The following is a 25,032-nucleotide window of genomic DNA, read 5'->3' on the forward strand; positions in this document are numbered from 1 at the left end:
GATTGACTATCATCGTTGACTATAAGCATTGACTGATGCTGTCATATCAGCTTACGGCTGATTAAAAAATCCGCAATTTATAATCTCGGGCATTCCTAGTGGATGTTCGAGATTTTTTATGTCTTTTTTAGCGGAAAAGGCGCTGAATTTTCTACATTTTAATCATTATACAGTTGATCTTATTGTTTCTGAGAGGATATTATAAAGTGAATTTATTGTTAACAATGAGTGCGTTTTGAGTAGGGCGATATTGAACCTGTTATAACAATGTTCAGTATTGACTTGATATGCATTCAATCCTTGCTTACCGATGATGGTTTCATCAAAGACTGTTTGATTAAAGGTTGTTTGATTAAAGGTTGTTTTATAAAAAGTGCTTTTATCAAAAACAGTTTACGCAAAGATGGTTAGTTTTTAGTGTTACTTTTTCGCAACACTTAATGATGTGTTTTTTGAGAATGGAGTCTTATGATCACTTCCTTATATGCGGCTGTACTGGCCGTTTGGATCTGCTACTTGTCAGTGCAGGTTATTAAACAGCGTCGCAAGCATCAGGTTGCTCACTCTGATGGGCAAATAAAAGAACTGGCTATTGCTAGGAGCGCGCACAGCAACGCCACTGAATACATTCCTATTGGGTTACTGTTATTGATGCTTGCTGAGTTTAATGGGGCATCATTATGGCTAATTCATTTGCTGGGCGTGCTGTTTATTATCGGCCGTGTTGCGCACGGCTTGGCGGTGTTAAATGGCACAATGCAAGGTCGTAAATATGGCATGATTGCCACATTTGGCACTATTGTGGTGCTTGCGCTAATAAATGTATGGCAAGTGTTTTGCTGACGGTAACAAATGGGGCTGTCCCAGTTTCTTTAATTCCATTTCCTATGGCGGGGTAAACCGCCCACATCACTGCATTACGAGTAAACATGAGCGACAAAATATACTTTAACACTTCTCAGAAATTTAACCTGCGCCGCTCTTTGGTCAATGTGGGCACTCGTCTGCACCATCGAGTTGCGCCTAGTCATGCTCGCAAGGTCGCAAGACAACTGTTACTCACTCCTGTGCGTAGCGCGCCTAGGAACCCGCAACCAGAGGCGATGCTTCAGGGGGTGGTGACATCAGCGCATGGTGACTTAACCACTTATACCTTAGGTGAAGGTCCATTATGGGTGCTAAATCATGGCTGGTCTGGCACCGCCAATCAGTTTTTCCCATTAATGGAGTTTATTGCTAAGTCTGGTTTTACCGCTCTAGCGTACGATCAACCAGCGCACGGTAGCAGCGGCGGCGCTTATGGGCATATCCCTGCGTTTGTTGAAGGCTTAGAAGCCATTTTAGACAGTGTTGATGAGGTGGCCGGCATTATTGCGCACAGCATGGGCACGGCTTCGACGATTGAGTGTAAGCATGTCAAAGCAAACCAGTGTCCCTTGTTGCTGATTGCGCCGGTACTTGAGTATTTGGATAACCTATTTACTAGCGTGAAGCGTTCTGGTTATTCAATGAAATTGTTTGAAGAGGTGGTTGCCGAGGTGAGCGCCGAATATCACTACCCAATTGCGACTATCGACCCTTACGGCAAACTCAAATTACGACAAACACCGACCTTTATTGTGCACGATGAAGGCGACCGATTTACTCGTTTTGATGTGTCACAGCAGGTTGCTGAAGAAGCAGAAAAGGTCACTTTGTTTGCCACCACAGGTTTGGGGCATGGCCGAATTATGAAAAGTGAACCAGTGCAAGAGGCTTTTTTACAGCTATCGAATGGCTAAATAGATGATATTAAAAAAGCACCGAATGAGCTAAATGCTGATTCGGTGCTTTTTAGTTTGTATATTGCCGAGCTATAAGTCGATATAGGGCTTAACCCGGATGACCGTCTTTTCTTGGCGTCGCTAACATTTTAGCGAATTTCAATAGATACATACCAAAGCTTATCATCCATAGCACAGTCGCTACATCAAGCAGTTGCATCATGTATTGTGGGAATAGACCCACGCCAACACTTCTTACTAGCGCTGATAAAATCAAAGAGATAAAGGCAATGCGCATTTGCGGACCTTCATAAATATTACGTCCAGTATGGCCCATAGTTACACGAGTGATCATAGCTAAGATCAAACCCGCCAAAGCGCCAATGGCAAATAGGTGCAGTGAGGTGTGTGCTAACCAAGCGTTTGTGGTCAAGCCTTTTAGTAACAAGTAGGCTGGAATACAAGCGTAAGAGGCATGCAGAGACCATACTAGAGGTTCACCAAAGGTGGTCCATGGTTTCCAACGCAATACTTTAACTAATTGGAATACACCTGCCCAGATAAATAATGGCGTTTCTAATTGGCTTAGTGTTAGCGGGAAGAAGCTCAATACAAAGAGCAGAACAAGCGGCAGGTTACCGGCTAATTCAACCCATAGAATAGGGGTTGGCTTTTCAAATTTCATACGAAGTGAGGTAAAGAATGGAATAACACGTCCACCCATTACTGATAGCAATAACATAAACCACCACAACATCGCTTGCCATACTGCGCTAGAAGTAAACGGTGCTACACCTTTAATGGTTGCGTAGCTGGCAAAGTTTGCCACGATAGCCAATAGAAACAGCGGTACAAAAAATAGGTTTCTCCAACCTTTTGATTTGAATACGCGAATGGCCACTTCGTAAGCTACAGCGAGCAAGAACAAGCTCTCAATAATAGAGATCACCCACAATGGTGTTGCAGTCCAAAATAGGATGCGCGGCGCAAGCCACAACGCCACAATCAGCCCTAAACGTGAGCCTTTAGTGCCGTTCACCCCAGTCCAGTTTTGCACAGCAGTTAGCACAAATCCGGCAACAATGGCCATTGAGAATCCAAATAACATTTCGTGAGCGTGCCACCATAGAGCAGGAGCGGCTAGTGCGTCAGGTTGACCATTTTGATAGGCGTAGATCCAAACAGGGATGGCGATAAAAGCGTATAACGCGCCTAATAGAAAAAATGGCCGAAATCCCAGTCTTAGCAATGGCGTGATTGCTTCTTCTTTTGCTTTGTCGGTAATGTTTAACATGCTAAAACCTTAAAGATGTAAATTGGATGCAACTTTAAAATACAGAGGCGGATAATGCAAGTATAGTTGGGTTTTATCTGAGAGGTGTTTTATAACAAAGAGCAGTGTTTGCAGAAGACAGAAATAGTGGGATTGTTTGTTTATTCATTTAAAAACAATAGCTTATCAGTATTTAATGGATTTTTCCTATGACATGCAAAATAGGAAGAAATGTATGTTTTCATAATTTCGCCGTATTGCGTTAATTTCCCTTACGCAATCAAACTAAGGTGCAATTGGCATTTATAGGGTAGGTGATTGAGCTTTTTATTCAGCTGAGAGCGGGTCTTGGCAATGTCCTTTGGCGCGATAGACTGTTGCTGGTCTAGGTGCATATCGATATCAATACGCAGTTCTCCACCGACTTTAGTGACTGCTGCAACCGTCAAATCGACATCGTTATCTGCGGGTAAATCTGTGACACACTGGTGTACTTGCGAGCATAATTTATGGTCAGCGGTCATATTTAGTAGCTCAGATAGGGCTTGTTTGAGCATCATTGTCGGAACTTTTAAAAAGTAACCCGCCATTAACAGCATCATTGTAGGGTCGGCATATACCGCATAGGCCGCAAAAGGTGTTTTTAGCAGTAGCCACGCACTGATAAAGCCAACTAAAACCGCAATACTAATTAAAGTGTCCATTTGCCACTGCTTTACTTCGGCAGCAATAAGCCCAGAGCCAATTTTCTCATTCCTACGCGCAATAAGGGCCCAACCAAAGGCGCAACCAATCACATTGATAAGTCCAAATAGGGTTGCAACAAAGGTATTGATTTCATGACCGCCATTTAATAGTTCTTCAATAGCCGAGTAGATAGAAATACACACTAAACCCAAAATGACGGTGGCTTTAATGGCAATAACGATAGGTTCAAGAGCGGCGAGGCCATGCGGAAAACGTTTTGATGAAGGACGAGCAATTAAGGTGGCGGCAAGCAGTGACAATAAAGTTAACACTAGGCTAATCAGAGAGTAAGCACCGTCGAAGATGATAACCATTGAGCCAACCCAACTGCCAAGGGCGATACCACCAATGGCAAATCCTAGGGTTAACAAGGCTGAATAGACTAAAATACTACGCTCAGAGGACGTTTTCCTACCACTCATAACGAACCTTTTTACAAATTGATTATTTGCATTGTTCGTTAGCCTGCTGAGTTTTTCAACGCAGGAATGCCTTAGCGTCATGTTTGAAGATGATAAAAATAAAATTATCTTTTTATATCAAAAGCTTACATGAAATCCTTGCTGTCATAAAAATTGACACTCACTGCCACAGTTAGAAATCAAACAGATAGTCGCTGAGTTTATCGCACAGCCAGACCATACCCGGATGTGCTTCCATGCCTGATGCGGTAAACATGCAATACTCTTCTTGAGTAAGACCGTAAGTGTGTTTAATGACTGATAAAGTTTCGTTTCTAAGCAGGTGACGAATCAATGGCTCTGGCAATACGCCCCATGCCGCTTCGGTGCGTATGGTACTTAGGATGTAATCAAAGCTCGAAAAGCCAATGTGCTTAAGTGAAAACGGCAACAGTTCAGGGTTATCTTTCTCGTTAAGGTAGGCCAAGGTCACTTGCATCGCATTGCGCAGTTCTTCATCGGATACGCGGCGCAATTGACCTAAAGGATGATCGGCATTACACACTGACATCATGCGTATCTTGCCGATAGGGGTAAATTCTATTCTTGGATCATCGACACGCTCGTAATCGATGCCAAAAGCAAAATCGACCTGTTTAGTTTCAACTAAGTTAGACAGATCACCACTAGAGGCCAATACAATATTAAAGGTGGTAGCAGGGTATTTGTTGTTTAAACGATGTGACAGCTCTTGCCATATTTCGTCAGGTATTCCGTCATCTCTGGCAATCCAAACCTCGGCGGTAAAATCACCGCGAATATGTTGGCAGGTTTGTTTAATGCGTGAGCCTGTCACTAACATAGATTCACAATCTTTAAATACCGCTTTGCCGGCCTCGGAGAGTTGCAGATTATTGCCGCTGCGAATAAAAAGAGCGGTAGCAAGCTCTTTCTCTAAGGCTTTGATTGCCATACTGAGTTTGGTGCGGTTGCAGTTTAATTGTCTGGCGGCTTCGGAGACAGAGCCGTGTTGTGCAACCTGAACAAAGGCGTTGATATGAGAAAGATTCATTGGAACTCTTTAGCAAACATGTAAGTATCCAAACTACCTGATAGAGTGCTGAAAAATCAAGCAAGGCATGATCTAAAGCTGATATCTCTTTGTATTAAATGTAATTTGGTATCTTTTTTTATCAAGATTTGCTTTACTCAGCATAAGAAACAGTTTTAAGGATGGATAGTCACATGGTGCACAATTGGGATGATTATGCTACTGAGTGGGAAGCAAACCCAGCAACCGCTCAATTTTCAGACCTAGTATTTGCTGAACTGCAAGCGCTTCATTCGTTGAAGGGCGCTAACGTATTAGATTTTGGTTGTGGTACAGGCTTGTTGAGTCAAAAGATGGCTCCTCTCGCTCGCAGTATTGTTGCTCTTGATGCCTCAGAAGCGATGATTGAAGAGTTAGATAAAAAGACCTTGGCCAATGTAGAACCAGTGGTCGATTACTTAACTCGCGGTTTAGTGGCGCAGCATCCAGCCTTTAGAAAACAGTTTGATCTGGTTGTCGCATCATCTGTGTGTGGTTTTGTGGCCAGCTTTCAAGAAACTGCGACCATTATTCATTCGCTGTTAGATGAACAGGGCATTTTTGTGCATTGGGATTGGTTGAGTGATGATGCGGAAGGGGGGCTTACTCAAGAGTCAGCTCACAGCATGCTGCACAGTGCCGGTTTCACTGATATTGAGATTTCAATTCCATTTGAGATCACCATGGCCGATGGAACATCACAACCGGTATTAATGGGTGTCGCGTACAAATAACCAGATAATTTTAGGCTTGCTGTCTTTAAGAAATTAAAAGACAGCAAATCTTATAGCGTTTATAAAATATTCTACTTTCTTTATCTCTTTCTCTATCTTTATTTTATTTAATATACGGTGGATATCCTCATATTGGCTGTATATTAAATGCGCGAACAGAAATATACATTCCCTTTGCATTTTATTTAAATTCTTATTATGTGTAGCTTCGCTATGTGTTGTGGGCATCGTTCATATTTTGCGCGTTATTTCCTACTTTAAACAAGCCTTACCGTTTTTCTCTGCTGTGCCTTACTGGTGAAATAAAATCGATACTTTTGAAAATTTAATCAATAAACCACGCATAACTTGCATAATGTGTGATCTATGCACGTTTTTTAGTTGGTTTATTAAAAAAACGTTACTACGCTTTTACAAAAGGTAATTTGTAGTTTTGGCCATTGGTTATATACGTTGTCGTGTTCATGGACAAAAACTCAAAGGAGGTGAAACGGTATTTATCTTCTTCAGTAAATTGCTTAAAGCAAATGAGCTACTAGCGATTTGCACATAATCATAAATAAATCGATTAAGATTTTCGATATTAACAGTGTTTTTAAAACAGCTTATATACATACATTTATACACGTACTTTTATACACGTATTTTTATACACATAGGTAAACGGAAAGACATTATGAAAAAGACAGTATTAGCAAGTGTAATTGCAGGTATCGCATTTAGCGGTCAGGCTTTCGCTGTAGAATTGTATAATAATGGTGGTACTACTTTCTCCTTGGGTGGACATGTATCTGTTGGTTTAGGTAATCCAGATTCAAACGATGCTGCGTATGTTACCGATGATGACTTGGTTATTGAGTCTCTATCACCTCGTATAAACTTTAATGCAACTCAAGATCTTGGCGGTGGCTTTACGGCTGACGCAAAGGGTGAGTGGGCTTTAAACATGCTTGAAGGCGGTGGCGAATCATTTAAAACTCGTTTGGGTTACATCGGTGTCACACACGACATGTGGGGTCGTGTAGTCGGTGGTACACAATGGTCACCATACTATGACGTGGGTGGTATTGCGGATATGCCAATCGCGTTTGCCAATGACTTCTTATATGTTGACGGTGGTAATCTAGGTACTGCTCGTGCTGAAAAAATGCTCTCATACCGTAAAGGCTTAGACTTTGATTCATTTGGCTTAGACTTTGGTTTAGGTTGGCAGGGACAAAATGACATTTACGGCGATCGTGCTCAGGTAACGGTTTCGGCTAATTTCAGCAAGTTTATGGTCGGTTATGGTTTTACCACTGGCTCTAAAACAGGCCAAAATGACGATGCAATGGCAAACCTATTGTCTGCTAAATACGGTAGCTACGGCGACGGTTTGTACGTAGCGGGTGTATATGAAATGGGCAGCAAGTTCTATGGTGATTTTGATACAACCAATATCGAAGCCATCGTTGCTTATGCATTGGCAAACAGCCTTAACTTCTCTGTGAACTATGAGAGCATTGAAGATGACGACAACAATCAAACTCGATTAAGTCAGATGGCGTTGCAGGTAGAATATGACTTTACGCCAACATTTGTCGGTTATGCCGCTTATCAGGTTGATTTAGGCGATGATATCTCAAGTGATGATGATCGCTACGCACTAGGTGTTCGTTACTATCTATAATTCTTTTTCTTAGAACATCTATCTATTACATCGATGCAAAGCAGAGCTATTATTAGCTCTGCTTTTTTTGATGGCTAAGAATCTGCTGGGTAAGCGGTCAATTTTGATTGGGGGTTTTAGCTAAACTTGCTACAATCCGTGCCCTTATCTTTTTGTTCAAATTGACTCAACTTACAGAAGACCCCAATGACTACTGAAATCTACAAAGAATTTATGTTTGAAGCGGCCCACAAATTACCTCACGTACCTGATGGGCACAAATGTGGACGTTTACACGGACATTCATTTTTAGTTCGCCTTTATCTAAAAGGGGAAGTGGATCAGCACACAGGTTGGATCATTGATTTTGGGGACGTGAAACAGAGCTTTAAACCTATTTATGACCGTCTTGATCATCATTACCTAAATGACATCGAAGGGTTAGAAAACCCAACCAGTGAAGTGCTGGCAAAATGGGTATATGAGCAAACTAAACCATTATTGCCTTTATTGAGCAAAGTCGAAATCAAAGAGACTTGCACCGCTGGTTGCATTTACACGGGTGAGTAACGTGTTAAAAATCAACGAGATCTTCGAAACTATTCAAGGTGAAGGCTTCTTTACTGGCGTGCCGTCTATTTTTATTCGCTTGCAAGGTTGCCCTGTAGGCTGTGCTTGGTGTGATACCAAGCAAACCTGGGATGTACTGGAAGAGAAAAAAACCGACTTTGGAACCATTATTGCTAAATCGGGCGATGATGAGTTTTGGTGTCAGCAGTCAGAACAAGATTTAGTGGTTTATTGTTTGGCGCATTATAGTGCCAAACATGTGGTCATTACCGGTGGCGAACCGTGTCAGTATGACTTGTTGCCACTTACGACTCTGTTAGAAGAAAACGGGTTTCGTTGTCAGATTGAAACCAGTGGCACCTTTGCCATTCAAGCAACTGCAAATACTTGGGTGACGGTTTCGCCGAAAATTGGCATGAAGGGTAAATTGCCTATTCAAGCCAGTGCGATGGCCAGAGCCAATGAAGTCAAACACCCAGTGGGCACGCAATCGGATATTGACGATTTAAAAGCGTTATTGGCAAGCAGTCAGTTACAGCCTAATACTGAGATTTTGTTGCAACCAATTAGCCAAAAACCGAGAGCAACTAAACTGTGCATCGATACCTGTATTGCCAATAATTGGCGTTTATCGGTACAAACGCATAAGTATTTGAATATCGCTTAGTAAAGCTTAGAGTCGCAAATATATAAAGAAACAGGGTTCTAAGCTAAGGTTTAGAACCCTGTTTTGTTTTCAATGTATTATACCAATCGTACTAAGTAACTGATCACTTACTTAGTACGATTGGTATAAAATACAGTGTCACGCTTACCAATTTCTATATCCGCAAGTATCTATGTGAAAGCGCACACCAGAGTAGAGTCCCATTCCCATATCGTTCTTTTTACCTTCACTTTTGTAAATGCCCCATAACTTTTTATGCAGCTCTTCACGACTGATATCATTGATCGGCACCAGATCGAGAGCGCAGAAGCTTAAGTGTTTACTTTTGGTCGCTCCACCAGAGGTTTGATTATAATACTGAGTTCTATCCCCAGAAACAGGCACTAGAGGGCCCAATATAGGTTCGACATGCTGCTGAATAAATTTCACTGTGCGTACCATATTCGGTACGAGCTTGCGGTCGGGAATAGTAAAGACCGAGGTTCCGTTCATTGCCCAGTTGGTGCCCTGTAACAGAATAAGGTGCATGGGCATGGTTTTGAGTGGGACTTCGGTAATGCCCGCATCTTTAAGTTGTTGGGCGATTTCTTTCACTCTATCTTCAGCGCCATTCATTAACATCCAACCTCTAAAGGCGGCGCGAGTGGGCACTTTATAGCCTTTCACACTAATGACTAAGTCATTGTATTCTAATTCATTTTCCGATTCGTACAGCTTAAGATAATCATTGGAATAAACGCTAAAACTTAGGGTGCAAAATAACAGACAAACAAGACGAATCATGATACTTCTCCTTTGTATCTCGTGTTTGGAGTATAGACGGAAATAAGAATTTTGATCTAACTCACGAATTAAATAGCAGAATAGAAATTGGGTGCATTACAACAGGGGAATTTAAAACAGAATGCACTAGATTTATGAATGTATTTTTCAACAAGGTGCATTCAATGTCTGAGCATATTTTGTATCGCGCAGGTTATAAGTATCAATTAGCCGAAGAGTTTGTGATTAAATTAGATTTTTTCCCGCCACAATCTATAGAGATGGAATTTATTAGTTTAAGCCTAGATGGGTGGTTAACTATTCATTCAGGATACGCTTGGGATGGCCCGTCTGGACCTGTGGTGGATACCACACAAAATATGCGTGCGTCTTTAGTGCATGATGCACTGTATCAATTATTGCGCTGTGAATATTTACCGACCAGTGCCAAAGATCCTGCGGATAAAATGTTTGAGCAACTTTGCATCACGGATGGAGTGAATGAGTTCACGGCGCATATGTATTATTTAGGCTTAAAATTGGGCGGAAAACCTGCTAGCGATCCAAGAAATCAAAAACCGACATTAAAAGCGCCATGGCGTTAACAAACGCATTTTGAGTTGTGGCTCACAGGCAATTAAAATACCTGCTGTAGCCGTTGTGCTTATTGGTGCTTAAATAGAATTTACTCATTGATATTTTTCTCTAATTTGTAGGTAATATGTCGTTAACTATCACTATAGATGAGTTAATTTAAAGCCGAATATTCTAACTAAGCCCTCGTCTCATACTTTACCAATAAAAATCAATGAGTAAGCTACACCCTACAAAATCATTCATCCACCCTATGTATGATGAATTTAGGATGATTTTTGCTGTGGCATACATCTTGTAGGGTATAGTGACTGGCTGAAAACAGCTTAAGTCGTAAAAGGTGTTTTATGTTGAACCCCATTACTAGAAATAATAGCTCTGTACCGGCCACGGATGTGATTTTACACGCATTTGATTGGCCTTATAAAACAGTTGCAGCGCGCGCTGAGCACATTAGTCAGCTTGGCTACAAAACGGTGTTAGTGTCTCCACCGATGAAATCCTTGAAGCACAAATCGGGCACTGCATGGTGGCAGCGTTATCAGCCACAAGATTATCGAATCATTGATAACGAACTGGGTAATACCTTAGATTTTCGTTCGATGATGACCTGCTTAAAAGAGCATGGCATCCGCGTGTATGTGGATGTGGTGTTTAATCACATGGCCAATGAAGCTTATCTGCGCTCGGATTTACAATATCCGAGTCAGCAAGAGCTGCAAGCGTATGCCGATGATCCTGAATATTATGAATCGTTAAGATTGTTTGGCGATCTTAGCTGTCCGCTGTTTACGGAAAATGACTTTGTCGAAGCGTTTGGTATAAAAGATTGGCGAGACAAATGGCAAGTGCAAAATGGCCGCATCACCGGAGGGCCGCACGATGCAGGCTTGCCGACGCTACGCGATTGCGAACATGTGATTGAGCAGCAGCGCGCTTATTTACTGGCCATGAAAGAAATGGGTGTAAAAGGCTTTCGTATTGATGCCGCCAAACACATTTCTATTGAGCAACTGCGCAAAGTGTGGACCAAAGAAATCACCGAAGGGGTGCACATTTTTGGTGAAATCATTACCGATGGCGGTGCAACTAAACAAGAGTATGAGCTTTTTCTGAAGCCTTATTTAAATAAGACTCGTTTAGGAGCTTATGACTTTCCGCTGTTTAATACTGTGCATCAAGCGTTGCAGGGGCAAGGGCGCATGTCAGCGTTAATTGACCCGTATAACGTGGGTGAAGCGTTAAAACGTCAGCGTGCCATCACCTTTGTGATCACCCATGACATCCCGAACAACGATGTATTTCAAGGGCTGATCATGGCTGAGGAATATGAGTGGCTAGGGTATTGCTATATATTGTGCCGCGATGGCGGGGTGCCTTTGGTGTATACCGACCTTGATACCAGTGGAATAAATGATAGCAGTGGTCATCCACGCTGGATGAATGCATGGCAAGATCCCAAAATGAAAACCTTGATTGATTTTCACAATCATGTGCACAGCCTACCGATGGCAGTGCTAGAGGTCAGCGACGAGCATATTGTGTTTAGCCGCGCAGAAAATGGTTTAGTGGCAATTAATAAGTCAGATGTTGCGATTAACGTGCGGATTCGCTGGCAGAAAGCGATGTTTGATTTGGTCGAGCAACAGGCGCTTTACCCGGACGACGGCAGGCTTGAATTTACGGTGCCGGCAAAAGGCTATCGCTGTTTAGTCGGTGATGGTGTGGAATAAAAAATGCGGGTGAATAGCATCTATTCACCCGCACCCGTTCATCTGAAATTATGCACTCCACATACTTTACTTATTCTTGCGTGCCCGATTCTCATTTTGTACAGAGCGAATCATTTTACCTAACTGCTTGTCTTGCGAGCGAAGCTGCGCCAGAGAAGCACTGTTACGCGCTTGTTCTCGTTGCAACTTTAAGTAGTTGTTAAGTCGTCTTTCATCTAATTGACCCGCTTGTAGCGCTTTTTGAATGGCGCAACCCGGTTCGTTTTGATGAGAGCAGTCAGAAAAACGGCATTGCGCGGCAAGCTCTTCCACATCAGAAAAGGTTTCACTGAGCCCTTGGCTGACGTTCGCCAGTTGCAACTCACGCATCCCTGGGGTGTCTAACAACACGCCGCCACTAGGCATAGTGTGGATAGTACGCCCAGTGGTGGTATGGCGTCCCTTACTGTCGTCTTCTCTAATTGCGCCCGTTTGTTGCGCTTGCTCTTGCAGCAGTGTGTTAACCAGTGTTGATTTACCTACTCCTGATGAGCCCAGAAACGCTACGGTTTTGCCTGTTTTACACCAAGGGGTGAGGGCCTTAACGCTGTCGTAATCGAGCGCATTTACCGTTTCGATGATCAGCATAGGATCAAGCGACTGCACTTGCTGTTTTAAGCTCTGCGCATCAGGGCAAAGATCGGCTTTAGTCAATACAATTACAGCTTCAACTTGCGCTTCGTTGGTGAGAGCTAAATAACGCTCTACTCGGCTCAAGTTAAAATCATCGTTAAGTGACATGATGATAAAAACGGTGTCGATGTTTGCGGCAATTTTTTGCTCTGCTAATTTCGAGCCCGCTGCTTTACGAGAAAACAGCGAGCTTCGCTCAAGACAGCGCTGAAACTGCAACTGATGATCAAGGAGTACCCAATCACCCACTGTCATAGCGGGCAGTGAGTCGTGCATGGGCAATGAGACTTCTTCATTCTCGGTTAACAGTTGATAACCAGAGCGGTGGTGCGCGCTAACTCTGGCAACAATAGCCTGTTCATAATCATCCAGCGTCAATTGTTGCTGGAAAAAGGGTTGCCAGCCAAGATGTTGTAAATTCATTAGTGTTTCATCATTTTCATTTTTTTAACCGGCACAGATAGGTTCAAAGTACGTCCGCTATCAAAGGTTAATGTAAGAGGGATCACCATACCTTCTTTTAAAGGCTCAGTGATATCAAATAGCATAATGTGCAAGCTGTGCGGCTTTAATACCGTTTCAGTTTTGGCAGGCAATGCAATGCGTTCTAGTTGGCGCATTTTCATTACCCCATCTTGCATTGCATGGGTATGTAATTCAGTGATTTTAGCCGCAGGAGTGCTGGCAGAAACTAAGGCGCGGTCTTCACTGCTCGGGTTGTCAATTTTTAAGAAAATTGCGCTAGTGGTTGACGTTGGCGGCGTTTCTTTGACAAATGCATCCGAGACGGTAATTGCATTGTGCGCGTAAACCAATGGCGAAAGTAGTAACAAAATAAGAGTCGAAATTCGTGCGATCATGCTGGTGTCTCCGTAGTGATGTCGTTGATAGCTTTAATCAGTGGCGCAGGGGTAAGAGTGTGCGGAACCTTGAGTATTTCTGTGCCGTCAGGAGCCAGAAAGTAAAAATAAGAACTGTGGTCTACGGTGTATTCTAACGCCGAGTTTTCCAGTTCTGTTTTGATATGGATAACGCCATATTTTATGGCTAAAGCATCAAGGATGTCTGGTTCAGCTCGATAGCCTTCAAAGCTGCTATGGAAATATTGAGCGTATTGAGCCACGTCATCACCAGAGTCACGATCAGGATCTAAGGTAATTAAAATAGGGCGAATTTTGTGGCGCGTTTCTTCGGAGACTTGATTCAGTGCGGCGCTGAGCATAGCCAATGAAGTAGGGCAGACGTCAGGGCAGCGAGTAAAACCAAAATACACCACGTTAATGCGCGGATCATTGGCATTAAACAATGGCGTTTGCTGATTGTCTTTTCCAGTAACTATCGGGTTATTGGCTTGCTCGCGAATGAGCTGTTGCTGCTGTTGAGTTTGCGCATCAAGGTAGCTTTTTACGCCAAAACCGAGTGCGGCGGCGATAATTAGGGTCAGTAGCCAGTTTCTACTCATCTTTGCATCCTTACTGAGATGGGAAGTTGTTCGGTTTTGGACTGAATAGAGCCAATCCACGTCATGGCATCACTGTGACAAACCGGCAGTAATAAAGTACCCACAAAACGACCATTTCCTTGGTTGGTGAGGACAAATTTCGCCACCCCCATCGACATTTCTTTGCCTTCTAATTCAACCCATAATTGAGGTTCGTTATTGGCAGGCCAAATCACTTCAATATCAGTTGGTTGCATCGGGGAAACCACATCTTTAGCAAGGACGATGTTTACATCATCAATAGTACAAGCAGTGGTAGAAAGTGGGCAGGTTTTACTGAGTTCAATGGATGCGTTATCCGCATTCATTGATTGGATAGTGCGATAAATATCTTGAGAAAAAAAGCCTAGTCCGAGCGCACACAGCACCGCTAGGCTTTTTAAAAATGTATTCATTATTTGTCTTCGGCAAATTTCTCCAATGCCAATACTAAACCAATTGCAACCAACATCATGACAATTGCTAAGACAAGTTGTGACGAAGTCCCCGTTATCGACTCAAAACTGTGAGGCATGAGGTTTTTTTGTAACAAAGGCACTTGTTCACCTGCGGAATTGATGCGCCAGCTAAGCGTTTGTTTCCAAGGCCAAATTTTTGGTAGTGTGCCCACCATCAAGCCCACTAAGAACATTAAGGTAATGTCTCTAAAGCGTTGTAATAGCCAAGAAAGCAGATGTGAAAAGCTAAGCAGACCACACAAACAACCGCCAATAAACAGTACTAAAAAGCCGACATCTAGGCTTTTTAATGCGCCCAGAACCGGGCTATACATGCCAATTAGCAGCAAAATAAAACTGCCTGAAATGCCCGGTAAAATCATCGCACAAATAGCAATCGCGCCGGATAGCACAATGTTGATGGCGGTCGGTTCAAGGTGTAGTGGGTTTAATACTGTCATGGCATACGCTAAGCCCACCCCCAATGCAAAGCCGATCCAACGAGTCCATGCAAAAGAGTTTATCTGACGCATAATGTGCCAAACAGAGACTAAAATAAGGCCGAAGAAAAATGACCACAGCGGTACCGGATGGGTAACCAGTAGCCAAGAGATAAGTTTAGCTAGGGTTAGCAAGCTGGTGAGAATACCGGCAAATAAAGAGATCAAAAATAAGCCGTTAATATGTGCAAAAGCGCCTTTAATTCCCTTTGTGCGCAATACGCCAATCAGCGAAGGATTCACGCGTCGGATACTTTCTAGCAAGGTGTCGTAGATACCGGTAATAAAGGCAACCGTGCCACCAGAAACACCAGGCACAACATCGGCTGCACCCATAGCCAACCCTTTCAGGAAATTGGTGAAGTAATTCATAAAGTTATTTTATACAACTGAGTCTATTAATGGCTCCATTGTAAGGGAAAGCAGAAAGAGGGGGAAGAGCGGAAGTTTATAGCGCTAGGGCTATTTTACCGACTAATCATAAAACCTATAGGGGGTGATAATATTCTCTATCTACTTTTGGCATCGTTTCGACATAAAATGGGCGTAAATTTACCGCAGAATTAATATCATGGAGACCCAATGCTGTCATCTTTACCCCCTTTATTAGCACTGTCGATGGCGATTGTTTTGGAAGTGATTGCCACGTCTTTATTACCGAAAACCAATCAGTTCACCTCATTGCCCGCCACCCTAATGGTATTGGCAAGCTATGGCTGTGCTTTTTATTTGTTGTCTTTGACCGTCAAAAGCATGTCACTGGGCGTTGCGTATGCGATTTGGTGTGGCTCAGGCATGGTATTGGTGGCCTCTATCGCATGGATGTTTTACGGACAAAAATTAGATATTTATGCCGTGGTGGGTATTGGTTTTATATTAACGGGAACTGTGATCATCAATGTGTTCTCTAACTCGGTAACTCATTGATAAAACGCTTTTTTAAGTGCTAGCAATGGCGACGTTACCTTGCTAGATACATCTTCCTTATTTAGTACTATTCATCTTTCTGTCATTAAAGTGGCAAATTTATGCAACCTAATTGAAGTAATTTCTTCTTTTATTTCAATTAGGTAAAGCTATGTTACCTCCACTGCGCGCTCTGGTCGCATTTGATGCGGTTGCCCGTCTTGGCTCTATTGGCGCTGCTGCTCGTGAACTTTGCGTCACTCAAGCCGCCGTTAGTCAGCAACTTAAAAGTTTAGAAGCTTTTCTGGATACGACCTTATTTGAACGCAGTTCAAAAGGGGTGAAGCTGACCTCATCGGCGCAGCAATATCAGCCGATTGTGTCGGGGTCGCTTGCTCATCTCAAACTGCAAACTCAAATATTGTTTGGCGAAAAAGAAACGGATGTCCTGAGTTTGCGCGTCAACCATACCTTTTGTCACAGTTGGCTACTGCCTCGCTTACCTTCTTTTTATAAAAAATATCCGTTTATTCGCTTAGACATTCAGCAAGTTGATTGGCCTTCAACCACGCCTTGTCAGAGCGTTGATATTGAATTGACCAATGGCAAAGTCGAAAGCGAAGACACTCATTGCGAACGCTTGTTTCAAGAGCATTGGCAGTTGGTGTGCAGTCCTGCTTTTAAAGCGCAACATCAGCACCAGTTGAATCAGCATGATTTTTCCTCACTGGCCACCGTGCAGGTGAAGGGCTATCGAGAGAACTGGCTGCAATGGCTAAGCCACAATCAATTTGAAATGACGATGCCGAAAGTGCTGTTAGAGGTGAGCAATTCTCTGCATGCCTTAGAAGCGGTTAAGCACGGCATTGGCATGTTGTTGGTGCGCTCGTTGGTGGTGTCACAATTGCTTGATAAAGGCGAGCTAGTGCTGGCCTGCGATTCAAGCATGCCGGCTGAGTCTGCCCACTACTTAATCACCAAAAATCGCCGTAATGCCAAAGTGAATTTCTTTTGTGATTGGCTCTATCACCAAATGCAAGAGGGAGAGGCCGAGTAAAGATTTTCTTATGGATACCCATAAAAAAAATGAAAGGCGCTTCTACGAAGTTGTCATAAACAAAATGTAATTTGTACCCATACAAACAAGAACGAGGTCACCATGAGTGCTTTCTCTGAACCACTGAAAAATCGCTTAAAGGTGCTGTTATTTACCGCGCCATTGCTGGTGCCATTGTTTACTTTTTGGCTGATGCCATTTGGGTATTCAATTTACATCAGTTTCACCGATTGGGACTACATTTCGCCTGACTATTCATTCATTGGTTTAGAAAACTATGAGTACATGGTTGAGGATTTTGAATTTGTGCAAGCAGCGCTGAATACCTTTTGGTTTTCCCTTGGTGTTGTGATTCCAACCATCATTTTAGGTTTGGTTTTTGCGCTGTTATTACACAAAAATTTTCATGGTAGTCAGTTCTATCGCGCGGTGATTTTCTCACCTTGGATCACGCCAACTGTGGCGGTATCGATTGTTTGGTCATGGGTGTTTGAGACCAAATCAGGGCTGGCCAATCATCTTTTAGAGTCGATGGGTTTTAGCGCTATTCCGTGGTTGGAAAACGGCAATACAGCGTTGGTGGCGGTCATTATCGTGACTGTATGGCAGGCGATAGGTTGGACCATGCTGTTCTATATCAGCGCCCTGAATAAGATCCCACACTCTTTATATGAAGCGTCTTTGATTGATGGATGCAGTAGCTTGACCCGTTTTTTAAAAATCACGCTGCCGTTGATTTCGCCAACCACTTTCTTTTTGGTGGTGGTCAACATCATCACTGCTATGCAGGCGTTCGATCAGTTTCAAATACTGACTCAAGGCGGGCCGGGCGGTGAAACCAGAACACTACTGTATTTGTTCTATCAACAAGCGTTTGAGCGATATGAAATGGGGCCTGCTGCGGCAACATCATTAGTCATCTTCTTGATTACCGGATTACTGGCACTGGCGAATACCTATATCGGTAAACGCTGGGTGTATTACTAAGCAATTTTTGAGGACGAAATTATGAGCACGCAAGTGTTAGAGGCAAGTGAAGAGCTCCGTCACATCGCACTCATCAACAGAATAAAGTTGTTATGGATGGGCATGGCTCAAGGGTGGGCATTACAGGCACAGCGTTTTTCGTTTCTGGCGTTAGCCAAGCATCTGTTCTTGTTGGTATGCGGAAGCATTATGGTGTTCCCGTTTTTGTGGATGCTATCGGGTTCGTTAAAAACCAATGACGAGATCTTTGCCAATCCACTGGATTTAATTCCGGCGCAGTTTCGCTGGGAGACCTTTGTCGAGACCTTCCATAGTGCGCCGTTTGGTTTGTATATTTTTAACAGTTTTAGCGTGGCGCTGTTCACCACTTTATTGGTGATTGTTAACTCAGCGATGTTTGCCTATGCGCTGACACAGCTAAAGTTTCGCAGCAAAACCGTGCTCTATTTTGTGGTGATGGGCTGTTACATGTTGCCCGGCGCAGTGACTTACATTCCGTCGTACATCACCTTGGCAAAATTGGGTTTGATTGATTCGCACTTGGGCTTGATTGCCTCTAACGCCGCCTCGGTATTTGGCGTGTTTTATCTACGACAAGTGTTTATCAAAGTTCATCCGTCTTTAATCGAGGCGGCAAGAATTGATGGTGCAGGTGAGCTTAAAATTTTATGGGCAATCATCTTACCGCAATGTAAAGCGGCAGTGGCAACGCTGTTTCTGATCACTTTTATTACTAACTACAACAGTTATATGTGGCCAAGCTTGGTGATTACCTCTCAGGAATTAAACCTGATTGCCACCGGGATTCGTCACTACTTTATTGCCGAGGGTAACTATGGCTTGAACTGGTCGCAAATTATGGCCGCCAGCACCATAGCCGTATTGCCTTTGTTAATTTTATTCGTCATTTGTCAAAAGACGATTCTTTCAGGTATCGCCGATAACGGCGTAAAAGAGTAAATAGAGATGAAACTAAAAACCTTAGCACTCGTGTGCGCAAGCGCAGCAACCGTTGCAATGTTTTCTAGCAATGTTCTGGCTGCTACAGAAGTTAACTTCTGGTACTCAGGTGGTACTAAACCACAGAAGATGATGAATGAGTTAATTGCCGAGTTTAATGCCAGCCAAGATCAGTATGTGGTTAAAGGGGCGTTGCAGGGTAACTATTCAGAAACGTACCAAAAACTACAAGCAGGTTTAGCCTCTAAAACAGCGCCAGAGTTGGTACTGCTAGATTCAGGTCGCGCGGTGGCAATGCATAACCGTGGTTTGAGCCGTGATTTGACCAGCTTTATGGATGCGGAATTTAATTTTTCTGACTTCATTGGCGCATTTAAAGATCAAGTTACCGCAGAAGATGGTTCTGTGATTGGTTTGCCTGCATACGGCACTACGCAAGTGTTTTACTACAACAAGCAAGTATTGGCTGATAACGGTTTTACTGAAAAAGACCTAAGCACGTGGCAGGGCGTGGCAAAAGTGGCAGAAAAAGTTACTCAGCGCGATGCGAAAGGCGATGTGACGTTTTACGGCTGGGAGCCAATGTGGGGCGCTGACAACTTAATTGATGCTGCATTTTCAAATGGCGCGAAAATCATCAGTGACGATGGCAAAACCGTTTTGATTGATTCAGCGCAGTGGGTTGAAGTGTGGGATAGCTTCCGCAAATGGATTCATGACGATCAAATCATGCGCATTCATTACGGCGGTCAAGGCTGGGAATACTGGTACAAAACCATTGATGACGTCATGAAAGACAAAGCTCTGGGTTATACCGGTTCATCAGGCGATCAGGGTGACCTTGACTTTACTAAGCTAAGCGCAACAACTCAGCCAGGTTGGGGTTCACACCCAGCTGCGCCACAAGCAGGCGCTTTGGTGTACGTAATGCCAAAAGGCACTGACGATGAAGCTGCAAAAGGGGCGTTTGAATTTGTTGAGTTCTACACCAATGCGAAAAACACTGCGGCTTGGTCAATGTTCACCGGTTACATTCCAGTGCGTAACAGCGTTTCTGAAGTCTCAGAATACCAAGAGTTTACTCAGCAAAACCCGCAAGCTTTGATTCCTTTAAAACAGGCGAATACGGCAACTAAAGACTTCTTAGACCCAACCAACGGCCAGATCATGGACGCATTGAAGTTGGCCGCCGATCAGGTGCAAATTCAAAACGTGCCTGCGGAAAAAGCGCTGCAACAAGCGGCTAAGAGAGCGCAACGTGCACTAGATAGAGCAAACCGCTCTTAGTCACGGCTTAATAATCTATGTGCGCCTAACGTGTTAAGCACATAGATTTAGCATAAACAAGTGGTCCACTTTAGGGTGGGCCATTTTTAATTATCCCTTTTACCCAGATGAACGTGGTGAACACAATGACCTTATTTACAGGTGAAGTCGCATTTGGCAGACAGCGCATGCTTTTTGATGTGCCTGCTTACGCTGATTTGGTAAGAGTTACCGGCACAACAGTGACTAAGGGATTCTTATACGCGGCGGTTTACGATACAAAGCACGCTTTTCGTGGCAAAGTGTTGTTTGAAAAATCGCACAAATCTTTGCTTATCCAATCCCAAAACTCAGGTTTCGGCGCAATTGACGGTGAGATCAGCGCAGGCGAATGGTATTTGGAATTGTATAACTTAGAGGGCGAATTTCGCGGTGAGCGCGGCATGCAATATCAGGTGGCAGTGCAGTGTATCAGTGATGCTGATAATGCCGATACCGACTCTTATGCCAACGAAGCGCAAGACTACGCCGAGCATTTACAGCTCACTTCAGTCGTAACCTCAGCGCATGGCATTGAATTTGATTATTCAAATCTGCTTTGCACTGAGTCACGTTGGTATCGAGGTGATTTGCATGCCCATAGTCAACTTTCGGACGGGCACAATAGCTTGCAAGAGGCGAACAATATCGTCGAAGCGCAAGATCTTGATTTCTTCTTTTTTACTGAGCACAACATTTGCCAGCCGAAACTGCCTATATCAAAGCAGTGTCTCTTTTTACCTGCAATCGAAGTCACTACCGATCTAGGACATTTCAATGTGCATGGGCCGACTAGCTCATTGGATTTAAGGGCGATTGAACACAGCAGTGTTGCCACCATACAAGCGGGTTTAGATATCGCTACCCAAGGGCACAGCTCGATAAGTCTAAATCATCCCATGATGAAGCCGTGGCATTGGCAGTATCAAGATATCGCCCTAGCGCAAGTCTCTACCTTTGAAGTGTGTTGCGATCCCACTTGGTCTACCTCAGCCAAAGCGACCAACGATGCGCTATTGATACTAACGCAAATGTGGAATTGCGGTCATCGAATTACCGCAGTGGGTGGCAGTGACGGTCATTTACAGCCTCATGAGCGTAATCCAAAAGCCAGTGAGCCTTCGTTATATGGCGATCCTTCTACCTTTGTGTATAGCCACGGATTAAGTGGAGAAGGAATATTGTCAGGGCTTAGAAACGGACAGGTTTATATCGAGCGTCGTTGCGGTTTGCAGTTTGCTATTTACTCAGGCGATAGCGCGACCGAGTTACAGCCGGGACAAGATTCAAAAGGACAGGCATTAACTTATCAGTTATCGGTGACCGATAGCCATCATCCCTATTACGCAGAGTGTATTGTCGATGGTGCTGTCGTAGCGCGTATTGCGCTAAGCGAGCAGCCGCAAGCGGCAGATATTGCCACGGGATACGCTTGGTGCCGCGTCGATATTCGCCGCGGACATATGCCTGATAGCGGCAACATCGCCGCTGAACACAATGAGTTTGAAGGGTGCATTAACGCATTATTTGATGGCTCAAAACCACAATTTAACCAACCCCTAGTCGATACTTGGGGAGAACTAATGGAGCGAATAAATAGTGACGAAGTATAAAGCACTGTTATTTGACAAAGACGGTACCTTACTCGAATTTCATAACATGTGGCTCAATGTTGCACGCGCCGCCTGTGAGCAAGTTAAAGCGTATAGTGAGCAGCACAGTGCCAACTCAAATGTGACCAGTAGTGAGCTTTTATTAGCGATAGGCGTTGAAGGGGATGTGGTTGATAACTATGGATTGTTAGCTTCAAATCCTGTGGAAGATACTGCGCTAGTGTGGTTTGAACTGCTGAAACCTAAAGTGACGTTAGTAGAATTTACCCAGATCACGAAACTGGCCTTTAATGAGCAAGTGGAACAAAACCCGCAGTGGATAGAAGCTCTGCCGGGAATTGGTGACAAGCTGAGCCAGTTAAAACAACAAGGTATGTTGCTCGGCGTTGCCACGGCAGACACTAAAGACTCCACTCTTTATACCTTACAGCAATCGGGGTTAGAGGGGCTGTTTGATTATGTCGGCTATTCCGACGGTGATATTGAACCAAAACCGGCTCCAGCACTGCTTAATGCGTTTTGCGATCAGTGCGGCATCAAGCCTCACGAAGTGATTATGTTTGGCGATACGGTATCGGACATGGAATTTGGTCGTAATGCGGGCGCAAAAAACGTCGGTGTATTAACGGGTACGGCGCAGCAACATGAGCTAGAGCCGATGGCGGATATTGTGATTGCTTCGGTGGCGGATTTTAACCCGACCGAATTTAACGAATTGATGTAAGGGTAAACCATGGCTGAAGTAACACTAAAAGGGGTAGAGAAAACCTACCCAAATGGCTTTAAAGCGGTGCACGGCATCAACCTTAATATTCGTGAAGGCGAGTTTATGGTGTTTGTTGGCCCGTCTGGCTGCGCCAAATCCACCACTTTACGCATGATTGCAGGGCTGGAAGATATTTCAGGCGGTGATATTTATATTGGTGAGAAGCGCGTTAATGATCTGTCTCCGAAAGATCGTGGCATCTCTATGGTGTTCCAAAACTATGCCTTGTATCCGCACATGTCCGTTTACGACAATATGGCGTTTGGCTTAAAACAGCAAAAACTGCCTAAAGACGAGATACAAGAGCGTATCGCAGTGGCGGCTAAAACCTTAGATATTGAACATTTATTGGATAATAAACCCGGCGAAATGTCTGGCGGGCAAAGACAGCGCGTTGCATTAGGGCGTGCTATGGTGCGCAAGCCGGATGTATTTTTGTTTGATGAGCCATTATCCAATTTAGACGCTAAATTACGCGTGTCTACGCGAGTAAGCATTTCACAGCTGCACAGTGATTTAAAGCGAGAAGGGCAAAACGCCACCATGATCTATGTAACCCATGATCAGGTGGAAGCGATGACATTAGGCGATCGTATTTGCGTGTTAAATCAAGGCAAAATCATGCAAGTAGATACGCCGATGAAGCTGTATCTATACCCTGCGAATAAGTTTGTGGCAGGCTTTATTGGCTCTCCCGCCATGAACCTAATTAAAAGTAAGATCGTTGAGATTGACGGGGTGATGAGCGTCGAGTCTGAAAGTGGGGTTTGCTGGCAATTACCGCAAGATAAGCAAGCTATTGCGCGAGATAAAATTGGTCAGTGGGTGTGGTTTGGGGTACGTCCAGAGCACATTCAATTGGCGCATCAAGACGATGATTTGGCCGTAGCCGTTAACACGCAAACCCATCCAGTCGATGTGGTGGAATCTATGGGGAACGAGCTGTATTTGTACTTCACCGTCGGTGACGACAAATTGGTGGCGCGCGTGCCGTTTGATGGTCAGCATATTGCAAAAAGTGGCGATGAAGCCTTATTGCAGTTCAATACTGCTCAGTGTCATTTATTTGATTTACATACCGAGCAAAGTCTAGCTTTGAATGCAGACTAGCTTGCATGGCTCACCTAAGCTTAAATGCGGCTAGGTGAGCTGTTTTACTCTGATCTTATTTGGTTAAATACGCCATTAAGAACTGCGAAATCTTACGCATGTCATCAACAGCAATATACTCTTCCGTGGTGTGCACTTTTGCCATACCCGTAGATAGGTTAACAATGGTTAAGCCTTTCTCTGCAAAGATATTCGCATCACTACCGCCACCAGTAGAAGTTACGATAGGCTCAATGTCCAGTTGAGTGAACACTTCTTTGACCGACTGAATATGCGGGTGCGATTCAGGGATTTGGAACGGGTTGTAGGCGCGGCTAGAAACGATATCAATTTTTGCGCCATGTTTAGTTGCTGCCGCTTCAAAAGTTTCGACCATGTGCGACACTTGCAGCGCCAGTTTACCTTCATCCAAAGAGCGTGCTTCTGCTTCTAGGTATAGGCTTGGCATTACGATGTTGGTCGCCTGCCCGCCAGAGACTACGCCGATGTTAGCTGTGGTTTCTTCATCGATGCGAGAGAGGTTCATGTTGCTGATAGCATCAGAGGCAACAGTGAGCGCATTGATGCCTTGCTCTGGTGCAAGCCCTGCGTGAGCCGGTTTACCAGTAATGGTCACTTTTAAGTTTTGCTGACCCGGGGCAACGGCAATGATAGTGCCGATAGGGCCACCTGAATCTAAAACAATGCCCACTTCTGATTCAATTTTCGCGCAATCAAATTCTTGTGAGCCGCGCAGGCCGCCTTCTTCATACACAGTGAACGCAATTTCAATGGTTTTATGGGCAAGGTTATTCTCTTGCAGGGTTTTTACCGCTTCTAAAATAGCGGCAATGCCAGATTTATCGTCACCACCTAAAATGGTTTCGCCATTTGAGCGAATGATGCCATCTTCGATGATTGGCTGAATACCGTTACCTGGAGTAACTGTATCCATATGACAGCTAAGTACGATGCTGCCGTCTAGTGTGCCCGGTAATTTTGCATAAATGTTGAAGCCATTAGACAGCGTTTCAGGCACCGCAAGGCGCTCTACGCAAAATCCCAACCCTTGCAGTTGTGATTCAATATCAAGGGCAACTTCTTTTTCGTTACCTGATTCACTATCAATTTTTACTAAATGCAGAAAGTTATCTACTAAACGGTTTTGATCTACTTGTGTCATTGAATTACTTCTATATCTATTCATGAGCGCCTAGTTACCCATATTGCGTAGCGCTCATTCTTGATTTAGATCAA

General features: G+C 43.9%; 26 protein-coding genes. 16 read left to right on the forward strand and 10 right to left on the reverse strand.

Translation table 11 applies throughout. The features are described from left to right. Nucleotides 1-468 precede the first annotated feature (468 nt). Together QV280_RS13950 and QV280_RS13955 are read left to right on the forward strand one after the other, a co-directional pair. Nucleotides 469-843 carry an MAPEG family protein gene (locus QV280_RS13950; protein ID WP_152820542.1) on the forward strand — a complete coding sequence of 125 codons (375 nt, stop codon included), beginning with the start codon at nt 469-471 and terminating at the stop codon, nt 841-843. Between the two features lie 86 nt (nt 844-929). Further along, nucleotides 930-1,781 carry an alpha/beta hydrolase gene (locus tag QV280_RS13955; RefSeq protein ID WP_152820544.1) on the forward strand — a complete coding sequence of 284 codons (852 nt, stop codon included), beginning with the start codon at nt 930-932 and terminating at the stop codon, nt 1,779-1,781. 91 nt (nt 1,782-1,872) lie between these two features. On the opposite strand, the gene QV280_RS13960 is transcribed toward QV280_RS13955, so the two are convergent. From QV280_RS13960 to QV280_RS13970, 3 genes are all read right to left on the reverse strand, one after another. Next, complete coding sequence (locus QV280_RS13960) at nt 1,873-3,057, reverse strand: NnrS family protein (protein WP_152820546.1); 1,185 nt, start codon at nt 3,055-3,057, stop codon at nt 1,873-1,875. A gap of 251 nt (nt 3,058-3,308) precedes the next feature. Further along, the gene (locus QV280_RS13965; protein ID WP_152820548.1) at nt 3,309-4,205 is read right to left on the reverse strand and encodes a cation diffusion facilitator family transporter; all 897 of its coding nucleotides are present in this window, start codon (nt 4,203-4,205) and stop codon (nt 3,309-3,311) included. A gap of 172 nt (nt 4,206-4,377) precedes the next feature. Beyond that, entirely contained in the window at nt 4,378-5,256 is an 879-nt protein-coding gene (locus tag QV280_RS13970) for a LysR family transcriptional regulator (protein WP_152820550.1), read from the reverse strand. A 173-nt stretch (nt 5,257-5,429) separates the two neighbouring features. On the opposite strand from QV280_RS13970, the gene QV280_RS13975 reads away from it, so the two are divergent. The 4 genes from QV280_RS13975 (at nt 5,430) to queE (ending at nt 8,893) form a co-directional block, all read left to right on the forward strand. Further along, nucleotides 5,430-6,008, forward strand: coding sequence for a class I SAM-dependent DNA methyltransferase (locus tag QV280_RS13975; RefSeq protein ID WP_152820552.1), 579 nt, complete (start codon nt 5,430-5,432; stop codon nt 6,006-6,008). Nucleotides 6,009-6,684: 676 nt separating this feature from the next. Beyond that, nucleotides 6,685-7,677 carry a porin gene (locus QV280_RS13980; protein ID WP_152820554.1) on the forward strand — a complete coding sequence of 331 codons (993 nt, stop codon included), beginning with the start codon at nt 6,685-6,687 and terminating at the stop codon, nt 7,675-7,677. A 186-nt stretch (nt 7,678-7,863) separates the two neighbouring features. Next, nucleotides 7,864-8,226 carry a 6-carboxytetrahydropterin synthase QueD gene (gene queD, locus QV280_RS13985; RefSeq protein WP_152820556.1) on the forward strand — a complete coding sequence of 121 codons (363 nt, stop codon included), beginning with the start codon at nt 7,864-7,866 and terminating at the stop codon, nt 8,224-8,226. A gap of 1 nt (nt 8,227) precedes the next feature. Beyond that, nucleotides 8,228-8,893, forward strand: a complete 666-nt coding sequence (gene queE, locus QV280_RS13990; protein ID WP_367869561.1) for a 7-carboxy-7-deazaguanine synthase QueE — start codon at nt 8,228-8,230, stop codon at nt 8,891-8,893. Nucleotides 8,894-9,037: 144 nt separating this feature from the next. Here queE and QV280_RS13995 read toward each other — a convergent pair whose 3' ends face one another. After that, nucleotides 9,038-9,676, reverse strand: coding sequence for a D-Ala-D-Ala carboxypeptidase family metallohydrolase (locus QV280_RS13995; RefSeq protein WP_152820560.1), 639 nt, complete (start codon nt 9,674-9,676; stop codon nt 9,038-9,040). Nucleotides 9,677-9,840: 164 nt separating this feature from the next. On the opposite strand from QV280_RS13995, the gene QV280_RS14000 reads away from it, so the two are divergent. Then, nucleotides 9,841-10,260 (forward strand): DUF1353 domain-containing protein, encoded by a 420-nt coding sequence (locus QV280_RS14000; RefSeq protein WP_152820562.1) that lies wholly within the window; start codon nt 9,841-9,843, stop codon nt 10,258-10,260. Between the two features lie 336 nt (nt 10,261-10,596). Further along, nucleotides 10,597-11,982 (forward strand): alpha-amylase family protein, encoded by a 1,386-nt coding sequence (locus QV280_RS14005; RefSeq protein ID WP_152820563.1) that lies wholly within the window; start codon nt 10,597-10,599, stop codon nt 11,980-11,982. Nucleotides 11,983-12,048: 66 nt separating this feature from the next. Here QV280_RS14005 and rsgA read toward each other — a convergent pair whose 3' ends face one another. Genes rsgA through QV280_RS14030 form a run of 5 tightly spaced genes read right to left on the reverse strand, consistent with a single transcriptional unit; the run spans nt 12,049 to nt 15,464 of the window. After that, nucleotides 12,049-13,077: a ribosome small subunit-dependent GTPase A gene (gene rsgA / locus QV280_RS14010; RefSeq protein WP_152820565.1), complete on the reverse strand. Its 1,029-nt coding sequence runs from the start codon at nt 13,075-13,077 to the stop codon at nt 12,049-12,051. Further along, nucleotides 13,077-13,514 (reverse strand): copper chaperone PCu(A)C, encoded by a 438-nt coding sequence (locus QV280_RS14015; protein ID WP_023403489.1) that lies wholly within the window; start codon nt 13,512-13,514, stop codon nt 13,077-13,079. The genes rsgA and QV280_RS14015 overlap by 1 nt, the downstream gene beginning before the upstream one ends. Then, nucleotides 13,511-14,116, reverse strand: a complete 606-nt coding sequence (locus tag QV280_RS14020) for an SCO family protein (protein WP_152820567.1) — start codon at nt 14,114-14,116, stop codon at nt 13,511-13,513. Before QV280_RS14020 ends, QV280_RS14015 begins: the two co-directional genes overlap by 4 nt. Next, on the reverse strand, nt 14,113-14,550 hold the full coding sequence (locus QV280_RS14025) for a hypothetical protein (protein WP_152820569.1): 438 nt from the start codon (nt 14,548-14,550) through the stop codon (nt 14,113-14,115). Before QV280_RS14025 ends, QV280_RS14020 begins: the two co-directional genes overlap by 4 nt. Beyond that, nucleotides 14,550-15,464 (reverse strand): DUF368 domain-containing protein, encoded by a 915-nt coding sequence (locus tag QV280_RS14030; RefSeq protein WP_172972808.1) that lies wholly within the window; start codon nt 15,462-15,464, stop codon nt 14,550-14,552. The genes QV280_RS14025 and QV280_RS14030 overlap by 1 nt, the downstream gene beginning before the upstream one ends. 210 nt (nt 15,465-15,674) lie before the next feature. On the opposite strand from QV280_RS14030, the gene QV280_RS14035 reads away from it, so the two are divergent. The 8 genes from QV280_RS14035 (at nt 15,675) to QV280_RS14070 (ending at nt 23,796) form a co-directional block, all read left to right on the forward strand. After that, nucleotides 15,675-16,019, forward strand: a complete 345-nt coding sequence (locus tag QV280_RS14035) for a DMT family transporter (protein WP_152820573.1) — start codon at nt 15,675-15,677, stop codon at nt 16,017-16,019. Between the two features lie 151 nt (nt 16,020-16,170). Next, a complete protein-coding gene (locus QV280_RS14040; protein WP_152820574.1) occupies nt 16,171-17,055 on the forward strand; it encodes a LysR substrate-binding domain-containing protein in 885 nt (294 codons plus the stop codon). 102 nt (nt 17,056-17,157) lie between these two features. Continuing rightward, a complete protein-coding gene (locus QV280_RS14045) occupies nt 17,158-18,042 on the forward strand; it encodes a carbohydrate ABC transporter permease (RefSeq protein ID WP_152820576.1) in 885 nt (294 codons plus the stop codon). Nucleotides 18,043-18,138: 96 nt separating this feature from the next. Further along, a complete protein-coding gene (locus QV280_RS14050) occupies nt 18,139-19,002 on the forward strand; it encodes a carbohydrate ABC transporter permease (RefSeq protein WP_447026288.1) in 864 nt (287 codons plus the stop codon). Nucleotides 19,003-19,008: 6 nt separating this feature from the next. After that, a complete protein-coding gene (locus QV280_RS14055) occupies nt 19,009-20,289 on the forward strand; it encodes an extracellular solute-binding protein (protein WP_152820581.1) in 1,281 nt (426 codons plus the stop codon). A 125-nt stretch (nt 20,290-20,414) separates the two neighbouring features. Beyond that, entirely contained in the window at nt 20,415-21,920 is a 1,506-nt protein-coding gene (locus QV280_RS14060; protein WP_152820583.1) for a CehA/McbA family metallohydrolase, read from the forward strand. Next, nucleotides 21,907-22,644 carry an HAD family hydrolase gene (locus tag QV280_RS14065; protein ID WP_367869562.1) on the forward strand — a complete coding sequence of 246 codons (738 nt, stop codon included), beginning with the start codon at nt 21,907-21,909 and terminating at the stop codon, nt 22,642-22,644. The genes QV280_RS14060 and QV280_RS14065 overlap by 14 nt, the downstream gene beginning before the upstream one ends. A gap of 9 nt (nt 22,645-22,653) precedes the next feature. Beyond that, entirely contained in the window at nt 22,654-23,796 is a 1,143-nt protein-coding gene (locus tag QV280_RS14070) for an ABC transporter ATP-binding protein (RefSeq protein WP_152820585.1), read from the forward strand. Nucleotides 23,797-23,851: 55 nt separating this feature from the next. Here the strand turns inward: QV280_RS14070 and QV280_RS14075 are convergent, their stop codons facing one another. Continuing rightward, the gene (locus QV280_RS14075; protein ID WP_152820586.1) at nt 23,852-24,958 is read right to left on the reverse strand and encodes a M20/M25/M40 family metallo-hydrolase; all 1,107 of its coding nucleotides are present in this window, start codon (nt 24,956-24,958) and stop codon (nt 23,852-23,854) included. Nucleotides 24,959-25,032: the final 74 nt, after the last annotated feature.

This window comes from Vibrio sp. B1Z05 (assembly GCF_052955985.1).